The organism is Planctomyces sp. SH-PL14, assembly GCF_001610835.1.
In the GTDB taxonomy this organism is placed as follows: Bacteria; Planctomycetota; Planctomycetia; order Planctomycetales; family Planctomycetaceae; genus Planctomyces_A.
On the sequence record NZ_CP011270.1, the window covers coordinates 8,193,460 to 8,215,293 of the forward strand.

At 66.3% G+C, this 21,834-nt stretch carries 11 protein-coding genes; 7 read left to right on the plus strand and 4 right to left on the minus strand.

Annotation, left to right across the window (positions count from 1 at the left end; genetic code table 11):
- Nucleotides 1-70: 70 nt before the first annotated feature.
- Nucleotides 71-520, minus strand: a complete 450-nt coding sequence (locus VT03_RS31635) for a hypothetical protein (protein WP_075096703.1) — start codon at nt 518-520, stop codon at nt 71-73.
- Between the two features lie 46 nt (nt 521-566).
- Nucleotides 567-1,211, minus strand: coding sequence for a hypothetical protein (locus tag VT03_RS35050; RefSeq protein ID WP_075096704.1), 645 nt, complete (start codon nt 1,209-1,211; stop codon nt 567-569).
- Between the two features lie 571 nt (nt 1,212-1,782).
- On the opposite strand from VT03_RS35050, the gene VT03_RS31645 reads away from it, so the two are divergent.
- Nucleotides 1,783-2,079 (plus strand): hypothetical protein, encoded by a 297-nt coding sequence (locus tag VT03_RS31645; RefSeq protein ID WP_075096705.1) that lies wholly within the window; start codon nt 1,783-1,785, stop codon nt 2,077-2,079.
- A gap of 85 nt (nt 2,080-2,164) precedes the next feature.
- On the opposite strand, the gene VT03_RS31650 is transcribed toward VT03_RS31645, so the two are convergent.
- Nucleotides 2,165-3,562, minus strand: a complete 1,398-nt coding sequence (locus VT03_RS31650; protein ID WP_156514919.1) for a hypothetical protein — start codon at nt 3,560-3,562, stop codon at nt 2,165-2,167.
- Between the two features lie 339 nt (nt 3,563-3,901).
- Here VT03_RS31650 and VT03_RS31655 point away from each other — a divergent pair, with 339 nt between their 5' ends.
- The 6 genes from VT03_RS31655 to treS all read left to right on the plus strand — a co-directional run bounded on the left by VT03_RS31655 (nt 3,902) and on the right by treS (nt 18,964).
- Nucleotides 3,902-5,317: a tetratricopeptide repeat protein gene (locus tag VT03_RS31655; protein WP_082846678.1), complete on the plus strand. Its 1,416-nt coding sequence runs from the start codon at nt 3,902-3,904 to the stop codon at nt 5,315-5,317.
- Nucleotides 5,318-5,637: 320 nt separating this feature from the next.
- A complete protein-coding gene (gene treZ / locus VT03_RS31660) occupies nt 5,638-7,515 on the plus strand; it encodes a malto-oligosyltrehalose trehalohydrolase (RefSeq protein ID WP_075096708.1) in 1,878 nt (625 codons plus the stop codon).
- Nucleotides 7,515-9,557 (plus strand): amylo-alpha-1,6-glucosidase, encoded by a 2,043-nt coding sequence (locus VT03_RS31665; protein ID WP_075096709.1) that lies wholly within the window; start codon nt 7,515-7,517, stop codon nt 9,555-9,557. Before treZ ends, VT03_RS31665 begins: the two co-directional genes overlap by 1 nt.
- Nucleotides 9,524-12,832: a malto-oligosyltrehalose synthase gene (gene treY / locus VT03_RS31670; protein WP_156514921.1), complete on the plus strand. Its 3,309-nt coding sequence runs from the start codon at nt 9,524-9,526 to the stop codon at nt 12,830-12,832. The genes VT03_RS31665 and treY overlap by 34 nt, the downstream gene beginning before the upstream one ends.
- Nucleotides 12,833-13,011: 179 nt before the next feature.
- Nucleotides 13,012-15,261 (plus strand): glycogen debranching protein GlgX, encoded by a 2,250-nt coding sequence (gene glgX / locus VT03_RS31675; protein ID WP_082846851.1) that lies wholly within the window; start codon nt 13,012-13,014, stop codon nt 15,259-15,261.
- A 232-nt stretch (nt 15,262-15,493) separates the two neighbouring features.
- A complete protein-coding gene (gene treS, locus VT03_RS31680; protein WP_075096712.1) occupies nt 15,494-18,964 on the plus strand; it encodes a maltose alpha-D-glucosyltransferase in 3,471 nt (1,156 codons plus the stop codon).
- Nucleotides 18,965-19,104: 140 nt separating this feature from the next.
- Here treS and eutB read toward each other — a convergent pair whose 3' ends face one another.
- On the minus strand, nt 19,105-21,414 hold the full coding sequence (gene eutB / locus VT03_RS31685) for an ethanolamine ammonia-lyase subunit EutB (RefSeq protein ID WP_075096713.1): 2,310 nt from the start codon (nt 21,412-21,414) through the stop codon (nt 19,105-19,107).
- Between the last annotated feature and the right edge of the window lie 420 nt (nt 21,415-21,834).

Here is a 21,834-nt window from a genome sequence, read left to right on the forward strand (position 1 = left end):
CGGGCGGGGACGTTCCCCCCTGCCCGGTCGGGAGTCTAACCCATCAGCCAGCGGCGATCCCAGCGTGCCGTCACTTTTGTTCGTCGCGGAGCCGCTCGGCTTCTTTCATGAGCGAGCGCTGAGCGGCGCGGAGCCGCGACATCTTCGATTGCGTGTTGACGCGGATGGAGAGGAAATCGCCGATGGCGAGCAGGATGACCCAGAAGGTGAGGAGCAGGACGCCGGACCAGTAGACCGCGAACCAGAAGGTGGCGGCGACGCGGTTCCCCTTGCCGTCCCGTCCCCAGGGGATGACGAGATCGCCGATGATGATCAGGATCCCGATGAAGCAGATGAGTGCGGAGGTCTGGACGCGGCGGCGGAACTGACGACGGGCGAAGTCGAGGTCTTCGAGCGGGATCGACTCTTCGCGGATCTGCTCGCGGCGGGTCTGCACCTGTCGCCAGATCGTTCCGCCTCCGAAGGCGAGGAGCAGCGATCCGGCGATCAGCGCGGGGACTTCGGCAGCGGTCAGGGGCATGCGCTCTCCAGGGAGCGGAGATGACTCGGGGCGGCGGCGCTCGTCTTCAAGCCTTCTTGTTCGCGCGGATCGCCGCCATGATCTCGGCCGGGGACTTCGGCTTGTCCGCCTTCGGAGCGGCGGGGGCCTCGGCCGGAGGAGCCGGAGCCGCTTCCGCGACGGGGGCTTCGGCCGCAGGAGCGGCTTCCGCAGGCGGGGCGGCTTTCTGGGCTCCCTGCTGCCGGATCAGTTCCATTGGGGAGAGCTTCTTCCCGGCGTCGGCGGCCGGTGCCGCGGCGGCCTTCGGGGCGCCCTGCTGGCGGGCGAGCTCGAGGGGGGAGAGTTTCTTCCCTTCGCCGGCGTCGGCTCCGGCGGGCTTGGGGGCTCCCTGGGCGCGGGCGAGTTCCAGCGGGCTCTTGCCGGCCGCTTTGGCGGGGGCCGCGGCTTTGGCCGGGGCGGCGGGAGCGGCTGCGGCGGCTGGTTTTTCCTTCTTCAGCGGGGCGTCGACGACGCGGAGGAAGGAGGGGTCGATGTCGTACCAGCTGATGTCGACGGCTCCGTCGAATTCGACGAGGGCCCGGCAGTTCATGTTGACGGTCCGGACGGTTCCGGTGAGTCCGGAGAAGCGTCGGAGTTCGGGGACTCCGTCGGCCACGACGACGAACCGGTCGGTGAGGTCCTTCTTCAGTTGTTCAGCGCGGGCGATCGACATGACTCTCAACGGTGGGGGTGTTGGATGGGTGTCATCGTCCCGGGAGCCCGGGTGGATTGGATTCTTGATCAAGGGGTGAATGAAATCAAGGTGCTCTCAATATGGGGAGAGCGGCAGGCGAACGATTGGCCACATCGGGGGTCCAGAGGGACCCTGGTGGGGGATGCAAGGGGGCAACGCCCTCTTGCCCGCCGGAGGCCTGGCTCGTCGGAAACTGTCGGAAGGAGATCCTGTCCAAGCGCGGACACCGTGTCGTATGCCCCTTCACCAACCCGCGGGGATTGCAAAGCCAACGGTGTATTGTGAGGGAGTCCTCAACGCTGGTGCCACAAAAGGGACATCCGTTGTGTACCACGGTTCCTCATCGAAAATGCCTCCGGCGGCAAGGGGGTGAGACCCACTTGACCCCAGCGGCCGTCGCACGTTGGGTTTGAGCGAGCCGAGCTGTGCCGGCAAGGACGCGGGATAAGCGATGCCGCGCCCTTCAACTTTCGCGGAGGACACGAAAGACTGAGGATGGCGGGGCTCGACGGGCCTCCAAACCCAAGCGTCCCAGCAACCGAGCATTGTTGTGCAGCGTTCCCCCGTCTCAGTTTGGTTCCGGCTCGCCGGACTCGCCGCGGCGCTCTTCTGCGTCACGGCGACCGCGTGGGCGGCGGCGGGAGTCGGCGATCAGAACCATCCGCTCAAACGCTGGCTCGGCCGGTACGGCCTCGTTCTGATCGCGGTCGAGGCGGCAGTCGTCGTCGCGGCCACGATCCTCGGAATGATCGTTCCCGAAACGGAGGCAACGACCGTCGCGCCCCCCGATAGCCCGACGGACGAGAGCGCGACGGAGGGGCCGCGGTCCGAATCGTCAGCAACGTGACCCACACGGGCGGAAAACGAACCGGCCCCGCGAACGAGTCCGTCGCGGGGCCGGCGTGAACAGCAGAGCGGAAACTCTCACCGGTTCAGTTGCTCCCGGGCGAGTCCGAGGGAGCCGCAGGGGCCGGGGCGGGCTTCGTGCGTCCCGGCGCAAACGTCATTCTTGAAAAGAAACCGCCCTTTCCTTCCGCCTTCACTGCGGGAGGTCCAGTGCGGACAGGGAGTTCGGCCCGCGCCTCGGCGGAGGCGTTGGCTTCCGTTCGCTGACGAGCGCGGAGCGGAGGGGCCTCGAATGGCGACGTGAACTCCGAGCGGGCCGTGTTGTCGAGCCCCGTCTGCAGGGAATGCCCGTTCCGGCGGACTTCCGTTCCGGCGGCAGCGGCCTCTTCGAGCCCTGCCTCCATCGCGCGACCGGCGCGGCGGGTCTGGATCTCGGAATCGGCCTGGACCTCGGCCCCGGCCCGGAACGTCGTGTCAGCCGCCTCTTCGACGTCGGTCTGCGTCCGGAATCGGACCTCGTCGGCCGTCCGCACGGAACGGTCGAACGTCCCGTTGGCCCGGGTTTCGGCATCGGCTCCCACCTGGCGGATGCGGCGCACCGACGGATCGAGCCGGCGCTCCGTCTGGACGGTGCCGCGGATCCGCCCCCGCGCACGACCGTCGATCTCGACGGGGGCGATGGCGGGATCCGACAGGGTCTGCAGCTCAACATCGCTCGCCTGCGTCACCTCAGCCCCGGTCTCGGGAGCCGTCGGAGCCGGCTCCATGGGCGAAGCCGGATCCGAAGGCGAAGTCGGAACTTCGCCCGCTTCCCCGGGACGGTCGCGACCGAGGACCTCGGCGCGGTGCTCGTACTGGGCACGGGCGGTCGCTTCGAGATGGTCTGCCTGGGCCAGCAGTTTGGCATCGCCGGACGCCAGGGCTCTGTCCCGCATGCGGTCGATCTGCGCCAGGCGATGATTCAAATTGAGCTCAGCCTGATGAACCGCGCGGTCGCGACCGGTGAACATGACGTTCCCGCGGCTGGCGTTGGCGCGTAGGTTCACCCCCGCCTCTTCCCCCGCTCCAGCCTCCGTTTCGGTCGTTCCTGCCGTTCCCTGTGTGAAGAGCCCCGTCCGGGCATTGGCGCGGGCCTGCCCCGTCGCGGACGCCCGCGAGCCTGCGGTCGAGAGACCGACGTTGGCGCCCCCGCGGGCGCTGACCCCGTTTCCTGTCGTCCCGCGAACCGCCTGAGCCGGGTTCATCCCGCGGACGGTCGAGGTGGCGTTGAGCCGCGCAGCGGCCCCCATGGATCCCGCCCCTCCGACTCCGCCAGCGGCTCCTCCTGCACCTCCCGCTCCCGCTGCACCACCGCCACCGCCTCCCCCGCCAGCCCCGCGAAGGAGGCCGCCCGCCGTTCCGCCCGGCTGGGCCTGCGCCACGGCGGCGGAGAGCAGCAGAGCGGCCGCGCTCCCTGTCCATCGAGTCCATTCCATTCGCTTCATGACTTCCTCCGGAAGGTGATGGAACAGGGTGTTCTGTTCCGGGCGCGGAACGCGGCGACCTCGTGCTTTGCCGTCCGCAGGGGACGAACCGGGCGCGAGGGTGGCCCGCCGGACAATGGAACCGCGAACCGATCGGCGGCGAGCGTTTTCCGGAACCCCCGCTTCTGTCAACGGCGGTTGCCGTTGCCGCGGCGAAAGCGGCACCGTCTGCTGGTGAACGGCTTTCAGGGCGATACGGCCAAATGATGCGGCCTGCGGAAAGGTGACGCGAAAAGCCAAATTGACCCGTCCTCCGAACTGCCGGTAGGGTCCGGTTTCCATCCTCTCGGAGGGGAAACGTTGGTATCGCCACTGACTGGTCGAGTTCGATTCGTCTGGACTCTCGCGGTCGTCAGCCTGATCTGGGTGGCGGAACCCGTGTTCGCCCAGTCTTCCTCCGGCCTGCCGCTGGCATCGCGGAGCCCGGCTCCCGCCGGTCGCGACGAGATCCTCGACTACCTGCGGCGAAGGGTGATCGAGCGGCCGGATGACGCTCAGGCGTGGCGGATGCTGGGGAAGTCGCTCGCCGAGCGGGGAGATCCGGAATCGGCCCGCGAAGCCCTGGAGCGAGCCCTCACCCTCGAACCGACGAACGCGGCCGCGCACTACGACCTCGGACGCCTGCTCGAGAAGGAGGGGGAGGCGCAGAGCGCGGCCAATCACCTGGCCCGCGTCACCTCCCTCGTCCCGGAGAGCGAGTACGCAGCCGAAGCCCGGCGGCTGCTCGAGACTCTTCCGGTTCCGACGGAGGATGAGTCGTTCGTTCTGGCGAGTTACGAGATCAAGCGGTTCGACGGCTCGGAGCTGACGAACGACCTGGAGGTTGACGCCCTCCGCGCGATCGAGCCCCGCGATCCCCTGTCGATGCGGATCGAGACCGGGGTGCTCTACAACACGAACGTCGCCCTTTCGCCGACGAACCGGAACTTCGTCGCGGACGGCGCGGGGAGTCCGCAGGTCGTCTTCAATCCGAGCGCGGAGTACCGGATCGTCAACACGGACGACTGGCGGGCCGGCCCGCTGGGGACGGGGTACTTCACGATCAACAACGGGGAGTTCAGCGACCTCAACCTCCAGAGCTATCTCGGCGGGCTGTTCGTCGAGCGGTCGCTCCCGGTCGATGGGGCCACGCTCGTGCCTCGGCTCCAGTATGCCTACACGCTCGACCAGTTCGCCGGCTCGACGTTCGGACGGCGACACGCCGTGGCCGCGTCGCTGACCTCCGTGTGGGACAACCTCGACACCACCGTGGCGTACTACTCGGTCGACTCGACGAACCTCAAGAGCGACGGTGGGAATCCGTCGATCACGTCTCAGGATGGCGTGACGCAGGCGGTGGGGATCGCGCACACGTGGTGGCTGGACCGCCGCGAGATCCGCTCGGCGACGCTCGGGGTCGACGGCCAGAGGGCGGACCTGGAAGGAAGCGACTTCGCCTTCGACGCGGCCTTCGTGTACGGCGCCGCGGTCTTCCCGCTGACGGACATCCTGACTCTGACGCTCGAAGGGGGAGGCGGCTATCGCGATTACTACGCCGCCCCGTCTCCCCCGTCGAGGAACCAGACGATCCTCCGGGGCAGTTCGCGCCTCGAGCTCGCGCTGACGGAGCACTGGACGGTGGCCGGGGTCTTCTCCGCGGAGCGGCTCGACTCGGCGGAAGAGACGCTCCGGACCAGCCGGCTCATCGGGGGCATTCTGGCGATCTATCAGTATTGATACGTCGGGTGCCGCGACATCCTACGTGACATCCTTTCGAACTTGTTCCACCCGGGCAGCGGGCTTAACGTGAATCGCTCGCGGTTCTCTCTTCTCTGGCGGGGCTGGTCTCCGCGCGACCATCGTGCGGGCTCGGAGACAAACCCTGGGAATGGCTCCGGCCAGGATGAGGGAGCAGAACTTCTTGCAGGGGCTCTGGATTTGCTTCCCAAGGGCGTCGGCTTCGGTCCCAGTCATCCCGCACGGCGCGTCATTTGCTCCCTAAGTCTGCACGCACAAAGATTTTCAACTCGGTTTTTCACTCGCGAGTGCAGCCTTACATGCGCCACGGATCTGGACGCCGGTATCCGATCGGAGCGGAGCCGATGGCCGGAGGGGTTTCCTTCCGCGTCTGGGCCCCGCAACGCCGCCGCGCGGCGGTCGTCATCGAAATGCCGGAATCACGGACGGTGGACCTCGCCTCCGAAGGGAATGGGTACTTCAGCGGACTGGCCGAAGAAATCCACGGCGGCGCGCTTTACCGCTTCCGTCTAGACGACGATTCGTTTCTCTATCCCGACCCGGCGTCGCGGTTTCAGCCTTCCGGTCCGCATGGTCCGTCGCAGGTCGTTGATCCCTCCGCATTCCGATGGACGGACTCCGATTGGCGCGGATGCCGCCTCGCGGGGCAGGTCCTCATGGAGCTGCATATCGGGACCTTCACCCCCGAGGGGACCTGGTCCTCTGCGGCGGAGCGGTTGACGGATCTTCAAGAGGTCGGCATCACCTGCGTTGAGGTCATGCCGGTGGCGGACTTCGCGGGGGAGTTCGGCTGGGGTTACGACGGGGTCAACTTCTTCGCCCCGACGCGGCTCTATGGAACGCCGGACGACTTTCGAGCGTTCGTCGATCGAGCCCATTCGCTCGGGCTCGGTGTGATCCTCGATGTGGTCTACAACCACTTCGGGCCCGACGGGAACTACATCCACGCCTTCAGCAAGGATTACTTCACGGACCGTCACAAGACCGACTGGGGGGAGGCGGTCAACTACGACGACCACAACAGCGCCGCGGTCCGGGAGTTCGTCACCACGAACGCGGCCTACTGGATTGACGAGTTCCATCTCGACGGCCTGCGGCTCGACGCGACGCAGAACATCTACGACAGCTCAAGCTCGCACATCCTGACAGAACTGACCGCCGCGGCGCGGACGGCGGCTGGAGAGCGGGCGATCATCGTTGTGGCAGAGAACGAGGAGCAGAAGATCTGCCACGTCCAGGGTCCCGAAGATGGGGGCTATGGCCTCGACGCCCTGTGGAACGACGACTTCCACCACACGGCGGTCGTCGCCCTGACCGGACACTCCGAGGCCTACTACTCCGACTACAAGGGGACGCCGCAGGAGTTCATCTCGGCAATCAAATGGGGATATCTCTATCAGGGGCAGTGGTACCTCTGGCAGAAGAACCGCCGGGGGACGTCGAGCCTCACGACCGAGCCTCCGGCGTTCGTGACGTTCCTCGAGAACCATGACCAGATCGCCAATTCCGGGAAGGGGCAGCGGGTCCACCAGATGGCGAACCCTGGCCAGTATCGGGCCCTGACCGCCCTGTTCCTCCTCAGCCCCGGGACGCCGATGCTGTTCCAGGGACAGGAATTTGCCTCGTCCGCGCCGTTCTTTTACTTCGCGGAGCACCGCCCGGACCTGGCGCAGCTCGTTGCGAAAGGCCGGAAAGAGTTCATGGCGCAGTTTCCGAGTCTCGCGTCGCCAGAGATGCAGAAGCGGATTCCCAATCCGGCCGCTCGGCTGACATTTGAACAATCGCGGCTCGACTGGAAGGAGCGCGAACGCCACGTCGAGGCGGTGGCGCTGCACCGCGACCTGATCCGGCTTCGGAAAGAGGACAAGGTCATCGCCAAGCAGTCGTCAAATCTCGACGGAGCGGTTCTCGGCCCCCACAGCTTCCTGATCCGCTTCTTCGGCGACGATGGCTACGACCGGATGCTGTTGGTGAACCTGGGGCGCGACACGCACCTCTCCCCCGCGCCGGAGCCGCTGCTGGCCGAACCGGCCGGTTGCGATTGGGAAGTGCGGTGGTGCAGCGAGGACCCACGCTACGGCGGCCTCGGAATTCCCCCCCTCCAGAAAGACCGGCATTGGTTCCTTCCGGGGAACGCGGCGGTGTTTCTGGCGGCGGTTGCGAAGGAGAAATCGTGATGGATGTCACACGGAAGATGCCTTGGAAGCCCGGTTCGATGGACGAGAGCGAACCGCTCGTGACGCGGGAGTGGCTCGTCACCAACGGACTCGGGGGCTACGCCTCGGGGACCGTCGCCGGAGTCGCAACGCGCCGCTACCACGGCCTGCTGATCGCCGCCCACCCGGCCCCGCTCGGCCGGATGATGATGCTCAATCATCTCTCGGAACAGTTGCGGCTCCCGAGCGGAGAGACGGTCCTGCTCAGTGGCGAAGAACGGGTCCCGCAGCTGCAACTGCACGGCGCGCAGTACCTGGACGAATTCCGACTGGAGATGGGGCTGCCGGTCTGGCGTTATCGCGTCGGCGAGTTCGTCCTGGAGAAGCGGCTCTTCATGCCGCATCACGAGAACACCTCGCACATCGTCTACCGCCTCGTCGAAGGGAAAGGGACCGTCCGGCTCAAACTGATGCCGAGCGTCCACTTTCGTTCCCACGACGCATACGTCAGCGCGCCGATTCCCCCCCGCTTCGAGCTGCGGGCGATCGACGACCGGTTCGAGCTGTTCGCCGGGGACGACCTCCCGACGCTCCGCCTGACCACGATCGGCGAGCGGCCCGCGTTCACAATCGAGCGGCGGTTCCTCCGCGAGATGCTCTACCGGATCGAGGAGAGCCGCGGGTACGACTCGGTCGGCGACCTGTGGAGTCCCGGCTACTTCCGCTTTGACCTCTCCGTGAATCACGACGCCGTCGTGACGGCCTCGACCGAGTCGTGGGACCATATCCTGGCGATTCCTCCAGCCGAGGCGCTGCAGGCCGAACTGAAACGTCGCGACCGGCTCATCCATACCGCTCCGGTCCCCGCACAAACTGGCCTGGGCCCCGAACTGGTCCTCGCCGCGGATCAGTTCCTGATTCGCCCCGTCGGCCGTGTTCAGGACCTGGCGGTCGCCAAGGCCTCAGGGGACGAACGTCGCACCGTCATCGCCGGATACCACTGGTTCACCGACTGGGGCCGCGACACGATGATCAGCCTCGAAGGGCTGACCCTGTCGACCGGCCGGCATGCCGAGGCGGGGTACATTCTCCGGACCTTCGCCCACTACATCCGCGACGGCCTGATCCCCAACATGTTCCCCGAGGGACAGAAGGAGGGGCTGTACCATACCGCCGATGCGACGCTGTGGTTCTTCCATGCCCTTGACCGCTACGTGACGGTCACGGGCGACGTCGCGACGCGAAAGCAGATCCTGCCGCAGCTCGTCGACATCTACGACCACCACGTCCGCGGGACGCGGTTCAAGATCGGTGTCGACCCCGCCGACGGTCTGTTGCGGCAGGGGGAGGTCGGATACCAGCTCACCTGGATGGACGCCAAGATGGGGGACTGGGTCGTGACTCCCCGCCGCGGCAAAGCGGTCGAGATCAACGCCCTCTGGTACAACGCGGTCCGGCTGCTGGAGCGCTGGGTCCGCGAGGATCGGGGGATGGCGGCCGCCGAGCCGTTCCGTGACGAAGGGGACCAGATCCGGGACTCCTTCAACCGCCGGTTCTGGAACGAGAAGACCGGCTGCCTGTGGGATGTCATCGACGGCGAGACGGGGGACGACCCCGCCTGCCGCCCGAATCAGCTCTTCGCGATTGCGCTGCCGAATCCGGTCCTCGACGAGAAGCGTTGGAAGCCGGTGGTCGACACCGCGCGCCGGAAGCTGCTCACTCCCGTCGGTCTGCGGTCCCTCGCACCCGACGATCCGGAGTACAAGCCGAACTATCATGGCGACCTGCGGACCCGCGATGCCGCCTATCATCAGGGGACTGTCTGGGGCTGGTTGATCGGCCCCTATGTCGATGCCGCTCTTAAGGCGTACCCGGACGACCGCCGCGGAGCGCGGCAGGTGCTGGAGGGCTTCTCCACCCATCTCGGCGAAGCCTGCATTGGCTCGATCAGCGAAGTGTTCGACGCCGAATCGCCGTTCCTGGCTCGCGGTTGTTGCGCCCAGGCCTGGAGTGTCGCGGAAGTGCTGCGGTGCTGGATCAAGACCGAAGGGGGGACGCCGTGATCGGGCTTGTCTCCGCTCCTGACCTCGAGAAGGAGGTGCTGCCGATGCGCCGCGATGGGGAACCTGCTGCCGCCGCCTCCTCGGACGAAACGTTGGGCGAACGCTCCCGGGCGACCCCCCTGGTGGACGAGGTCCTGGGACGGCTTCAGGAGCGGCGGACATGGTCCGCCACCTATCGGCTGCAGATGCGGAAGGAGTTCGGTTACTCCCCCGCCGCCGCCATCGTCGACTATCTGGCGGACCTTGGCGTCAGTCACGTGTACTCCTCGCCCCAGCTGCAGAGCCGTTCGGGGAGCGCGCACGGTTACGATGTGACGGACCATTCCCATCGCAACACGGAACTCGGGGCTGAGGCCGACTACAGCGCGTTCGTCGCCAGGCTCCGGGAGAACGGCCTGGGCTGTCTGCTCGATATCGTTCCGAACCACATGTGCGTCGCGGGAGACGCCAACGGCTGGTGGCTCGATGTCCTGACGCACGGTCCGGCGTCGCGGTTCTCGCACTACTTCGACATCGACTGGGAACCGGTCAAGCGGGAGTTGGCGGGGAAGGTCCTGCTGCCGGTTCTGGGCGACTTTTATGGGAAGGTCCTCGAGGCGGGGCAACTTCCGATCGAGTTCGACGAGGGGCGGTTCTTCGTCCGGGTCTACGAGGCCCGGCTTCCGATCGATCCGCGGACCTCGGATGAGATCCTGCGAAGCGGCCTCGATGAGTTCGCGGCGACGGCCGGCCCCGAGGCGGCCGACGTTATCGAGCTTCAGTCGATCCTGACCGCGATCCAGCACCTTCCTCCAAGGCACGCGACTGCGCCGGAGAAGGTCGCGGAGCGATACCGCGAAAGTGTCGTGATCTCGAACCGGCTGCAGCGATTGGCCAGTGACTCATCGCGCGTCGCCGAACATGTGCAGAGCGCGGTGGCCCGCATCAACGGCCGGGCCGGCGATCCGCCGAGCTTTGACGCCCTGGACCGGCTGCTGCTGTCGCAGGCGTACGCGCTGGTCTATTGGAAGGCCGGTTCGGATGAGATGAACTACCGGCGGTTCTTTGACGTCACGGAACTGGCGGCGGTCTGCACCGAGAGCGTCGATGTCTTCGAGGCGACGCACGACGTCGTCCTGAAGGCCGCCGTTGCCGGCGAGGTAGATGGATTTCGCATCGACCACATCGACGGGCTCCTTGCCCCGACCACTTACCTGTGGCGTCTACAGTGGGCGTTTCTCGAGCGGCTTGGAAAGCGCGTGTTCGACGATCGCCTTTCCGATGAAGAATCGTGGGAGGAAGTCCGGCCGGACTATCTGGCCCGCCTGCACGAGCGATTGGCTGGCCCCGCTCCGCAGTCCTTGTTTCTCCAGGACCGTCAGGAGAACAAGGCCGCCGATTCCCCTGCGAATTCCGGATCGCCTGTTCCACCCGCTGCCGCGTTTCTGGATTCCCCGGAGATCGATGTCGCAGCCCCCCCGGCGGGCCCGACCGATCCGAGCGTTCGCGACGGCGCGCTTCCGCTCTATGTCACCGTCGAGAAGATCCTCGGACCGTCCGAGGACCTTCCGCCGGAATGGCCCGTGGCGGGGACCAGCGGCTACGACTATCTCAATCAGATCAACGGTCTGTTCGTCGACCCCCGTGGCTTGCGGACGCTGCATCGGCACTACGAGCGGTTCGTCGATCTCAAGGAGGATTTCCACGAGACCGTCTACCTCAGCAAGCGTCTGATCCTCAGCAGCGCCATGCAGAGCGAGGTCCAGCTCCTGGCGCATCGGCTCGACCGGCTGTCCCATCGGCATCGCCGCTCGCGGGACTACACGCTCCAGGCCCTCCGCGCCGCGCTTCGCGAAATCATCGCCTGCTTCTCGGTGTACCGGACGTACATCCACGATGGATACGTCTCGGAGATCGACCGCAAGATCGTTCAGCGGGCGGCGGCGATGGCAAAACGCCGGAACCCCGCACTCGAGTCGTCGGTCTTCGATTTCGTTCGCGATGTCCTCCTGCTGGAGCAGCCGCTCGACCTGAACGAAGACGGACGCCGCGAGCGGGACTTGTTCGTCGGCCGCTTCCAGCAGGTGACGAGCCCCGTCATGGCCAAGGGGGTCGAAGACACCGCCTTCTACCGGTACGTCCCGCTGCTCTCCCTGGAAGAGGTCGGCGGGGAGCCGATCCATGCCGTCACGTCGATCCAGTCCTTCCACGATCAGAACGTCGCCCGGCAGGCCAAATGGCCCGGAGCCCTGCTGGCGACGACGACGCATGACACGAAGCGGACCGAAGACGTCCGCGCGCGGCTCAGCGTCCTGAGCGAGGCGCCGGGCGAGTGGCGCTCGGCCCTCCAGCGGTGGACCCGCCTTAATCGTCGGTACCGCCGCGAGGTCGACGGGCTCCCGGCCCCGAGCCGCAACGACGAGTGGCTGTTCTATCAGACGCTCGTCGGGATCTGGCCGCTCGTCGCGCCGGACGAAGAGCAGCTCAAAGAGCTGACCGCCCGCCTGATTCAGTACATGGAGAAGGCGACCCACGAAGCGAAGCTGCGGACGAGCTGGATCAGTCCGAACCCCGCCTACGACGACGCGGTCCGGCAGTTCGTCACGGAAGTCCTGGCGGATCGGTCGGGACGGTTTCTCGCCGACGTCGAACGGTTTGTCCGATCGATCGCCCCGGCGGGACTCTGGAACTCGGCGTCGCAGGTCCTCCTGAAGACTCTCTCGCCGGGGATCCCGGACCTCTACCAGGGGCAGGAGCTGTGGGACTTCAGCCTCGTCGATCCCGACAACCGGCGTCCTGTCGACTATGACCTCCGGCGGAAACTCCTCGGCGAGTTGCGCTCGCGGATTACCTCTCCGGCCGATCGTGGCGACTTCGCGCGGGAACTGGCCGCCGCCCCGGAGAATCCGCTGCTGAAACTCTATGTGACTCACGCGGCCCTCCAGGTCCGGCAGTCGGATGCGTTCCTGGACGCCGAGTACGTGCCGCTCCCGGCCGAAGGAGACCGGGCCGGACACGTCTGCGCCTTCGGCTGGAGGCGACCGGGCTCCAAGGAATTCGACGTGATCGTCGTCGCTCCGCGGCTGGTGCATGCGCACGGCAAGTCTTCGGAGAGCCCGGTGGCCTCGCTCTGGAGCGACACGCGGATCCCGCTGCCGGATGTCGGGACGGGAGATTTCGTCAATGTGTTCACCGGCGGGGCGGTTGACGCCTCGACCGGAGAGGTGCGGCTGGAGCAGGCGTTCGCTGACTTTCCACTCGCACTGCTTTGTCCAGGACCGGCAGAGTCCGTCTGAAGATGTCCAGGCGACGGACGCACGAAGGAGCGCGCGTCCAGGGAAAACGAGAGAGAGGGTAGTAGGATATGGACGCGGGAAACGAGCAGAACACGCCGATGTCATCCGTCGCGGTCGGGACTTCCGACCAGGCCTCTGTCAGTGCAACGGCGTCCAGGAGTCCACAAGTGGAGTCGACGATGCGAGTCTGGCGCGGGCGGCCTTATCCCCTGGGAGCGACCTGGGACGGTAACGGCGTCAACTTTGCGATCTTCTCGGAAAACGCCGAGGCGGTCGATCTGTGCCTCTTTGACTCCGCGGACGCCACCGCGGAGTATCGTCGGATCCGGCTCACCGAGCGGAAGGACATGGTGTGGCACTGTTACCTGCCGGATGTCCGGCCGGGGCAGCTCTACGGCTATCGGATGCACGGCCCCTTCGATCCCGCGAACGGGCACCGGTTCAACTCGAACAAGGTCCTCCTCGACCCCTACGCCAAGGCGATCGGCCGCGACGTCCGCTGGGCCGACGAGCTGTTCGGCTACAAGTTCGACGACCCGAAGGCGGACCTCTCGATGGACGAGCGGGACAGCGCCCCTTTTGCGCCGCTCGGCCGCGTCATCGACACCGCCTTCACCTGGGGGGACGACCGCCCGCCGCGGACCCCATGGCACGAAACGATCATCTACGAGGCCCACGTCAAAGGCTTCAGCAAACTCAATCCGCACGTTCCGGAAGAGATCCGCGGGACGTATGCCGGTTTCGCCTCCGAGGCGGCGATCCAGTACCTCAAATCGCTCGGCGTGACCGCGGTCGAGTTCCTCCCGGTCTTCCACCGCCTCGACGACCGGCATCTGGTGGAGAAGGAGCTGACGAACTACTGGGGCTACAACACGCTGGCGTTCTTCGCTCCGGATACGCGGTACTCCTCGACCGGGACGTCCGACGAGACGATCCGCGAATTCAAGTCGATGGTCCGCACGCTCCACACCGCCGGGTTCGAGGTGATCCTCGACGTGGTCTACAACCACACCTGCGAGGGGAACCAGATGGGGCCGACCCTCTCCTGGCGGGGGATCGACAACGCCTCGTACTACCGGACTGCGCCGGACGCCCGGTACTACATGGACTTTACGGGCTGCGGCAACACCTTCCTGATGCGGCAGCCGCGGGTCCTGCAGTTCATCATGGACAGTCTCCGTTACTGGGTCACGGAGATGCATGTCGACGGGTTCCGCTTCGACCTCGCCAGCACGCTGGCCCGCGAGCTCTATGAAGTCGACCGCCTGGGGGCGTTCTTCGACATCATCCACCAGGACCCGATCCTCTCGCAGGTCAAGCTCATCGCCGAGCCGTGGGACCTGGGAGACGGCGGCTACCAGGTCGGCAACTTTCCCTCCCTCTGGTCGGAATGGAACGGGAAGTACCGCGACAACGTCCGCAAGTTCTGGAAGGGCGAAGGGGGAACGGCGAGCGAGTTCGCGACGCGGCTGTGCGGGTCCGCGGACCTCTACGAATGGAGCAGCCGCCGGCCCTACTCCAGCATCAACTTCATCACCTGTCACGACGGTTTCACGCTCAATGACCTGGTGAGTTACAACGGCAAGCACAACGACGCCAACGGCGAGAACAACCGCGACGGCTCCGACAACAACATGAGCTGGAACTGCGGCGCGGAAGGGGCAACCGACGACGCCGCGATCAAGGTCCTTCGCGAGCGGCAGAAGCGGAACATGCTGGCGACCCTTCTGCTTTCCCAGGGGGTGCCGATGCTGCTGGCCGGCGATGAGATCGGCAACACGCAGAGCGGCAACAACAACGCCTACTGCCACGACTCCGAGCTGACCTGGATCGACTGGAGCCTGACGGACTCGCAGAAGGAACTCCTGGCGTTCACGCAGAGCGTCATCGCCCTGCGGAAGATCAACCCAGTCTTTCAGCGTCAGAAGTTCTTCCAGGGTCGTTCGATCCGCGGCCAGGAACACCGCGACATCGCGTGGTATTCGCCCGACGGCCAGTCGATGACGGACGAGGCCTGGAACGCCGGCTTCGTGCAGTGCCTCGGCCTCTATCTCGACGGCGAGATGATCGGCGAGATCGACGCCCACGGCGAGCCGATCCGGGGCGAGAGCCTCCTGGTGCTGCTCAACGCCTACTACGACCGCCTCGATTTCACGCTCCCCGCCGTCACCGGCGCGTGCGGCTGGAAGACCCTCCTCGACACGAACAAGCTTCCCGAAGGGGACGAGCCGCTTCCAAGCGGCACGAAGTACATCCTGGGAGGACGGTCCCTGGCGGTGCTGCGGCTGGTTCCGCCGCCGCAGGAACAGGAAGAGAAACGCGAGCCCGCGACCTACGTGGCGAGCGAAGTCATCGACAAGGTCCCGATTTTGCAGATCGATCTCCCGCCGTCCGAAACCCGCGGCGGAACGACGATCAACCAGCCCTGAGAGAGCAGTGCCGGCATCCCGGCTCGCGGGAGGCGAAGCTCCCGCTGAGCCGCGCCGTGAGCAACGCCCCCTTGCGAAACCGCAATTGGAGAAGCCTCACTGATCCGTGTTTATCTGTGTTCATGTGTGGCCCGAAAGAGTTCTTTAGCCACGGATAGACACTGACGAACACAGATGCGGAGAAGAAGCGGCGATACGAGTGTGACGGGCCTCCTGTGTCGAGGAGAGAGCGATGCTGAAGCGCGAACCGCTGTGGTACAAGGACGCGGTCATCTACGAACTGCACGTCCGGGCCTTCCATGACAGCCTGGGCGAAGGGACCGGAGACTTCCGCGGTCTCTCGCAGAAGCTCGACTACCTCCAGGATCTGGGGGTCACGGCGATCTGGGTCCTCCCGTTCTATCCGTCTCCGCTCCGCGACGACGGGTATGACATCGCGGACTACACAAGCATCAACCGCGATTACGGGACGCTCGAAGCCTTCCAGGAGTTCCTGGAGGCGGCCCACGCTCGCGGCCTGCGGGTGATCACCGAACTGGTCATCAACCACACCTCGGACCAGCATCCCTGGTTCCAGCGGGCGCGGCGGGCCCCGCCGGGGTCGGTCGAGCGGGACTTCTACGTCTGGAGCGATGCCGCCGACAAGTACGCCGACGCGCGGATCATCTTCAAGGACTTCGAAACATCGAACTGGACGTGGGACAAGGTCGCCCAGTCGCATTACTGGCATCGCTTCTACTCCCACCAGCCGGACCTCAATTTCGACAACCGGGCGGTCTGGGACGCCCTCTTCCCGATCGCCGACTTCTGGCTCGGCATGGGCGTGGACGGCGTGCGGCTCGACGCCATCCCGTACCTCTACGAGCGGGAAGGGACGAACTGCGAGAACCTCCCGGAGACTCACGCCTTCCTGAAGGCGTTCCGCGCGCACGTCGACGAGAAGTGGCCCGACCGCATGCTCCTCGCCGAGGCGAACCAGTGGCCTGAGGATTCGATCGCCTACTTCGGCGACGGCGACGAGTGCCACATGGCGTTCCATTTCCCCGTCATGCCCCGCCTCTTCATGGCGATGCACACCGAGGACCGCCTCCCGATCATCGACATCATGGAGCAGACTCCGACGATCCCGGAGAACTGCCAGTGGGCGATGTTCCTCCGGAACCACGACGAGCTGACGCTCGAAATGGTGACCGACGAAGAGCGGGACTACATGTATCAGGCCTATGCGACCGACCCGCGGGCCCGGATCAACCTCGGCATCCGCCGCCGCCTTGCGCCCCTCCTGGGGAACAACCGTCGCCGGATCGAGCTCATGAACGGTCTCCTGTTCTCGCTCCCCGGCACGCCGGTTCTGTACTACGGCGACGAGATCGGGATGGGTGACAACATCTACCTCGGGGACCGCAACGGGGTCCGGACGCCGATGCAGTGGAGCGCCGACCGGAACGCCGGATTCTCGCGAGCGAACCCGCAGAAGCTCTACCTGCCGATCATCATCGACCCCGAGTACCACTACGAGGCGATCAACGTCGAGGCGCAGCAGAACAACCTCAACTCGCTCCTGTGGTGGATGAAGCGGCTGATCGGGATCCGCCGCCAGCACCGGGCCTTCAGCCGCGGAAGGATGGAGTTCCTCCGCCCCGTCAACCGTCACATCCTGGCCTTCCTGCGGATCACGGAGGACGAGACGATCCTCGTCGTCGCCAACCTCTCCCGCTTCGTCCAGTACGCGGAGCTCGACCTCTCTGCTTATGAAGGGGCGGCCCCGGTCGAGCTGTTCGGCGGGACGCGGTTTCCGCCTGTCGGGAAGTCGCCGTACTTCCTGATGCTTGGCCCGCACTCGTTCTACTGGTTTTCTCTCGCGCCGCAGATGGTCCCCTCCGGAACGGGAACGGGGGGAGCCGGCGAAGCGCCCGCGGAGGATCTCCCGGCGATCTTCCTCTCCCGACCCTGGGAGCAGCTTCCGACCGATCCGTCGCTCGACCAGCTCGAGCCGATCCTCCTTGGCGACCTGCGGCGATCCCGCCTGAGCGGCGGCGACGGACGGCCTCTCCGCAATCTCCGGATCTCGGACTGCGTGCCGCTCGCCTACGACTCGAAGATGGCGTACCTGCTGATCTGCGAGCTCGACATTGTCGGCGCTCGAGCGGAGCGGACTTGGATTCCGCTGTTGCTTATCGACGAGGAGATGGTGGCAGCGGGACTCGGGATGTCCGCCGACGCGCCGCCCCGCGTGCTGGCCCGCGTGGTCGGGCGGGCCGCCGGACTCCTCGTCGACGGCCGCTCGATTCCGTCGTTCGAGCGAGCCCTCCTGGACGTCGTCCGTGAGGGGCGGCAGCTTCGCGGACATGACAACGGGATCGTGACCGGCGTTCCCAACCGGTCGCATGCCCTGGCCGCGGACGATGTGGCGAACCTCCCCGTCCGGCCGCTGGCCCCGGGAGGCTCGTCGAGCTCCGTCCTCCTGGGCGAGCAGATCGTCCTGACGGAGTTCCAGCGGGTCGAAGTCACCCCGCGGCCGGAGCTCGAGCTCGGACGCTGGCTGACCGAGTCGCGGAGCTTTGCCTACGCCCCGCAGTGGCTGGGAGCGATCGAGTACCGGCGGCGGCGGGATGAACCGATGATCCTGGCTTCGGTCACATCGTTCGTGATCAATGAGGGGACCGCCTGGCAGCTGACGCTCGACGAGCTGAGCAGCTTCTTCGACCGGGTCCTTGCGCTTCCGGAGGCGCTCCGCGCCTCGGCTCCTCTGCCGGTGCGTCCGGAGTACGTCTCCCCTGCCCCGCTTCCCGTGTCTCCCTCCGCTCCCGGGCGGACGGATGCGGACCCCTATTCCGACATCGGAGCGGCGGACTCGGCTCCACACGCACTGGCTCCGGATGTCCTGGCGACGGTCGGCTCCTATCTCGAGACCGCCCGCTCGCTGGGCCGCCGCCTCGCCGACCTGCACATCGAGACCACGTCGGGTGTCGACGACCCGAACTTTGCTCCGGAGCCGTACGGGACCCAGTATCAGCGGTCCCTCTATCAGTCGCTGCGGAATCTCGCCGTGCGGACCCTGCACGAGCTCCGGGCGCGGCTGGACACACTGCCGGACGAGTTCCGCGCGATGGCCCAGGCACTTTCCAACTGCGAGCCGGCGATTGACCGTCACTTCCACCAGCTCGCGGAGCGGCCGATTCCGGCGTGGCGGGTCCGTATCCACGGAGACTGCCACCTGGGGCACTTCGTCCGCTCGGGACGGGAGCTCGTGCTGACTGATTTCGAGAGTGGCGGGCGTTCGGTCGGGGAGCGGCGGATCAAGCGGTCGCCAATCCGCGATGTCGCGGGGATGCTGCACTCGTTCGAGTACGTCTCGATCTCCGCCCTCAACGGCATCAGCAGTCGCCGGGGGCAGGCGGTCGGAGTCGTGCGTCCAGAGGATTATGACCTGCTCGCGCAGTGGCGGGACTTCTGGAGCGGCATGGTGAAGCAGACCTTTGCCGACGGATACCGCGAGGCGGTCGCCGGCCGCAAGTTCCTGGACCAGAGCCAGACAGACTTCGACCTCCTGTGCGACGCCTTCCTCCTCGAGCAGGGGCTCAAGGACGTGCTGCACCACCTCATCGACCGGCCGTCGACGGCCGGGACCGCTCTGGAGATCGCCCTGCGACACCTGGGGCGAATGCCTGATTCGACGCCTCCGCGGCGCGTCACCGACTAGCCCCGTCCGAAGTCATCGCGGAAGAGTTAAACACAAAGGCACAAAGAAGGCACAAAGTTCACCAAGGCATAACACCGCAACGCCAGACTTTGTGCTCTTGGTGACCTCTCGGTGTCTTTGTGTTTAACGAATACGCTCCGTCACGCCGTCCAGAGTTCCTTCAGGAGGCGGGTCACTTCGTCTGCCCCCTTGTCCGGGACGAGGGCCGTGTTGGCGATTCCCGCGACGACGCGCGTGAGATGGTGGTCGACGCGGCCTGTGGTTCCCGTGGCTCCCCACGTCGCACCCTCGGGAGCCGTGAGATAGACCGAGAACGTCCGATGTCCGCTGCCGGGGCGCTCGCCGATGACGTGGATCAGGGCCCGGCGGCCGTCGAGACCGGCGAAGAGGGCTTCCCCGATCCGGTACCCCGCCCTCACCCGTCCGGAGCGGACGACGAGATGCTCGGGGGCCACGCGGAAATTCTCCCGCAACAGGCTGGAGCGGAGCGTCTCGAGGAATGGCTGCAGCTGCTGACGGTCCATAATCGCCAAGGCGTTGAGGCCGTCTGAGATCACGACTTGGACGTCATAGCGTCCGGCGTGTCGTTCCTTGAGCGCGGCGAGCGACATCGCCGCGGGCTCGCTCAGCGTCTCCCCGGTTTCGGGATGCAGGATGTAGTCGCGGCGATCGGCTGACCGCGTCGCCAGGAGCGTGGCGGCCGGAATCGACGGGGTGAAGCGGTCGTCGAATTCGGCCCAGATGCTCTCCTTCGAGTCGTCGTAGATCCGGCGGATCTCCTGGCGAAGACGCGGCGCGAGGTCCGACGGCCGCTCTCCCCACCCTTCCGCGAGGAACAGGCCCCGCCCCCGGACGGCGGCCATGCCGGCCCGGCCTTCGGCGAGGATCGCGTCGTCCGGGCGGTCGTCGTGTTTCCGCCGGCAATACTGGAGGTAGACCCACAGCGGATCGCCGAAGTGCTCCGTCGGGCGGCCCGACTCGTCGATCACGCCGAGCTCCTGGAAGAACCGCCACATCCGGTCATTGACCTTGCAGCCGAACTTCTCCCGCAGCCGGACGTGGTCCTGGTAGCCGGTCGTCAGGTAGCCGAGCATCGGGTCGATCTTGGTCGGCAGCGCCATGAGGTAGGCGGGCTGGGCCGGGACGAGCTGCTCAAGGCACCAGTCGAGATCGTCGAGCGAGACGCTCATGTGGAGCGTCGAGCAGACGTCGAGACCGATGCACAGGCCGTGCAGCTTCCCCATAACGATGTCTTCGAGGCAGCAGCGGACGAGCTGCTCGCGGGTCCGGAAGACCTCGGGGCCGATGAACCCCGCCACGTCGTTGAGGTGGACCCACGGGCGTCCGGGGTGCCCCGCCCGGGCACGGGCCGCCGCTACCTTCTGCGAGAGGAGCCGCGCGAAGCCGTACTTCCGCGACTCGTGCAGCACCATGTCGAAGCCGTGGCCGTGGCCGTTCGTGAAGTCCGCCCCCTGGCCAGTCTCGAAGTACAGCCCGTACGGTCCCGTCCGGCTCTCGGCGTACCGGAGCATCTTCTCGAGCGTGAGATCGAAGGTTGCGTTGGCGGTGTCGCTTCCAGCGATGCTCTGGAACCAGAGTGCGGTCGATCCCGGCTCGGTTCGCTCGACCTCGGCCTGGACGTCGATATGCGCCAGGACGCAGTGCGGCAGGGCGTCCGTCAGCTCGAAGACTTCCAGGACCTCCCGCAGCGTCCGCTCGATCGCGGCGACCGATCTAGGGTCGCTGGAGACGGGGTTGTTTCCCAGGACCACGTCTCCGACTGCGTACGAGAACCCGCACAGGACCTGCCAGCGGATGTCGTCAACGTTGTCGGTTGGTGAATTGGGCTGGATCCGTGCGCCGAGGTATCCCTTCGCGCCGATCTGCGAGCCGGGGAGCGGATGGAAGACGCGGGCTCCGAGGGTGGTCAGCTCGGCGTTCGTCAGAAGCTTGACGAGGCAGCCGATGACGTCGCTCGACAGGCCCGGCAGGACCATGTGGATCGCCGGCTCGTCCTGGGTGAGGAGAAAGGTCTTGAGCTCCGCGAAGGTCCAGCCGCTCAGCCGCGTCTGCACGGCGGGGTCGAGGCTCGACTGGAGATGCCGGTAGAGATCGTCGATGAGGGGGGGATGGGCGTCGATCTCTCCGAGCTTCGTCTGGAGGAGGATCTGGCGTGCGTGGGACCGCTCGTTGTCATCGGCGGCGGCGACTCCGACGATCGCGTCTCCCTCCTTGAACTCGTTGGCGGAGCCGAGGATTCGCTTGTAGAGGGTGTCGTCGAACCGCCCGGTGACGCGCTGCACGTATTGGGCGACGCCTTCATCGGGCTGCGGGGAGGCGAGCGGATCGCGGCTTCCTTCGCCCCAGGCCCAGGGAGTCGACAGGAGGGCGAGCGAGCCGCCGGTGAGCGAGGCGATAAACTCTCTGCGGGTCCATGACGGCGCGGTCATTTGCTTCTCCGGGACCTTGCGACGCGCGAGCAATCGGATGATATCGCGAGGGGGCTATTGGGTGGAATTCGTGTACGACGACGTGCGGTTCAACATCGCTGGCTCAACCGGGGTCCAGGGGCTCGCCCTGGTGCGGAGTGCAGAGGGGCCTGTATCGTTTTTTGGGGCCCTTTGCCCGCCCGAGGCCTGACCGTCGAGAGATGTCTGAAGGAGCACGTGTCCAAGCGCGGACCACGTGCCGGATGCCCCCTCACCAACCCGTGGGGAGTCCAGAGCAGGCGTGGAGCCCTCGACGCCGGTTCCACAAAGGGGACGTCCGTTGCTTACCACGGTTCCTCATGGAAGCGCCTCCGGCGGCAAGGGGGTGAGACCCCCTTGACCCCAAGCGGCCGTGGCACATTGGGTTTGAGCTAACGCGCT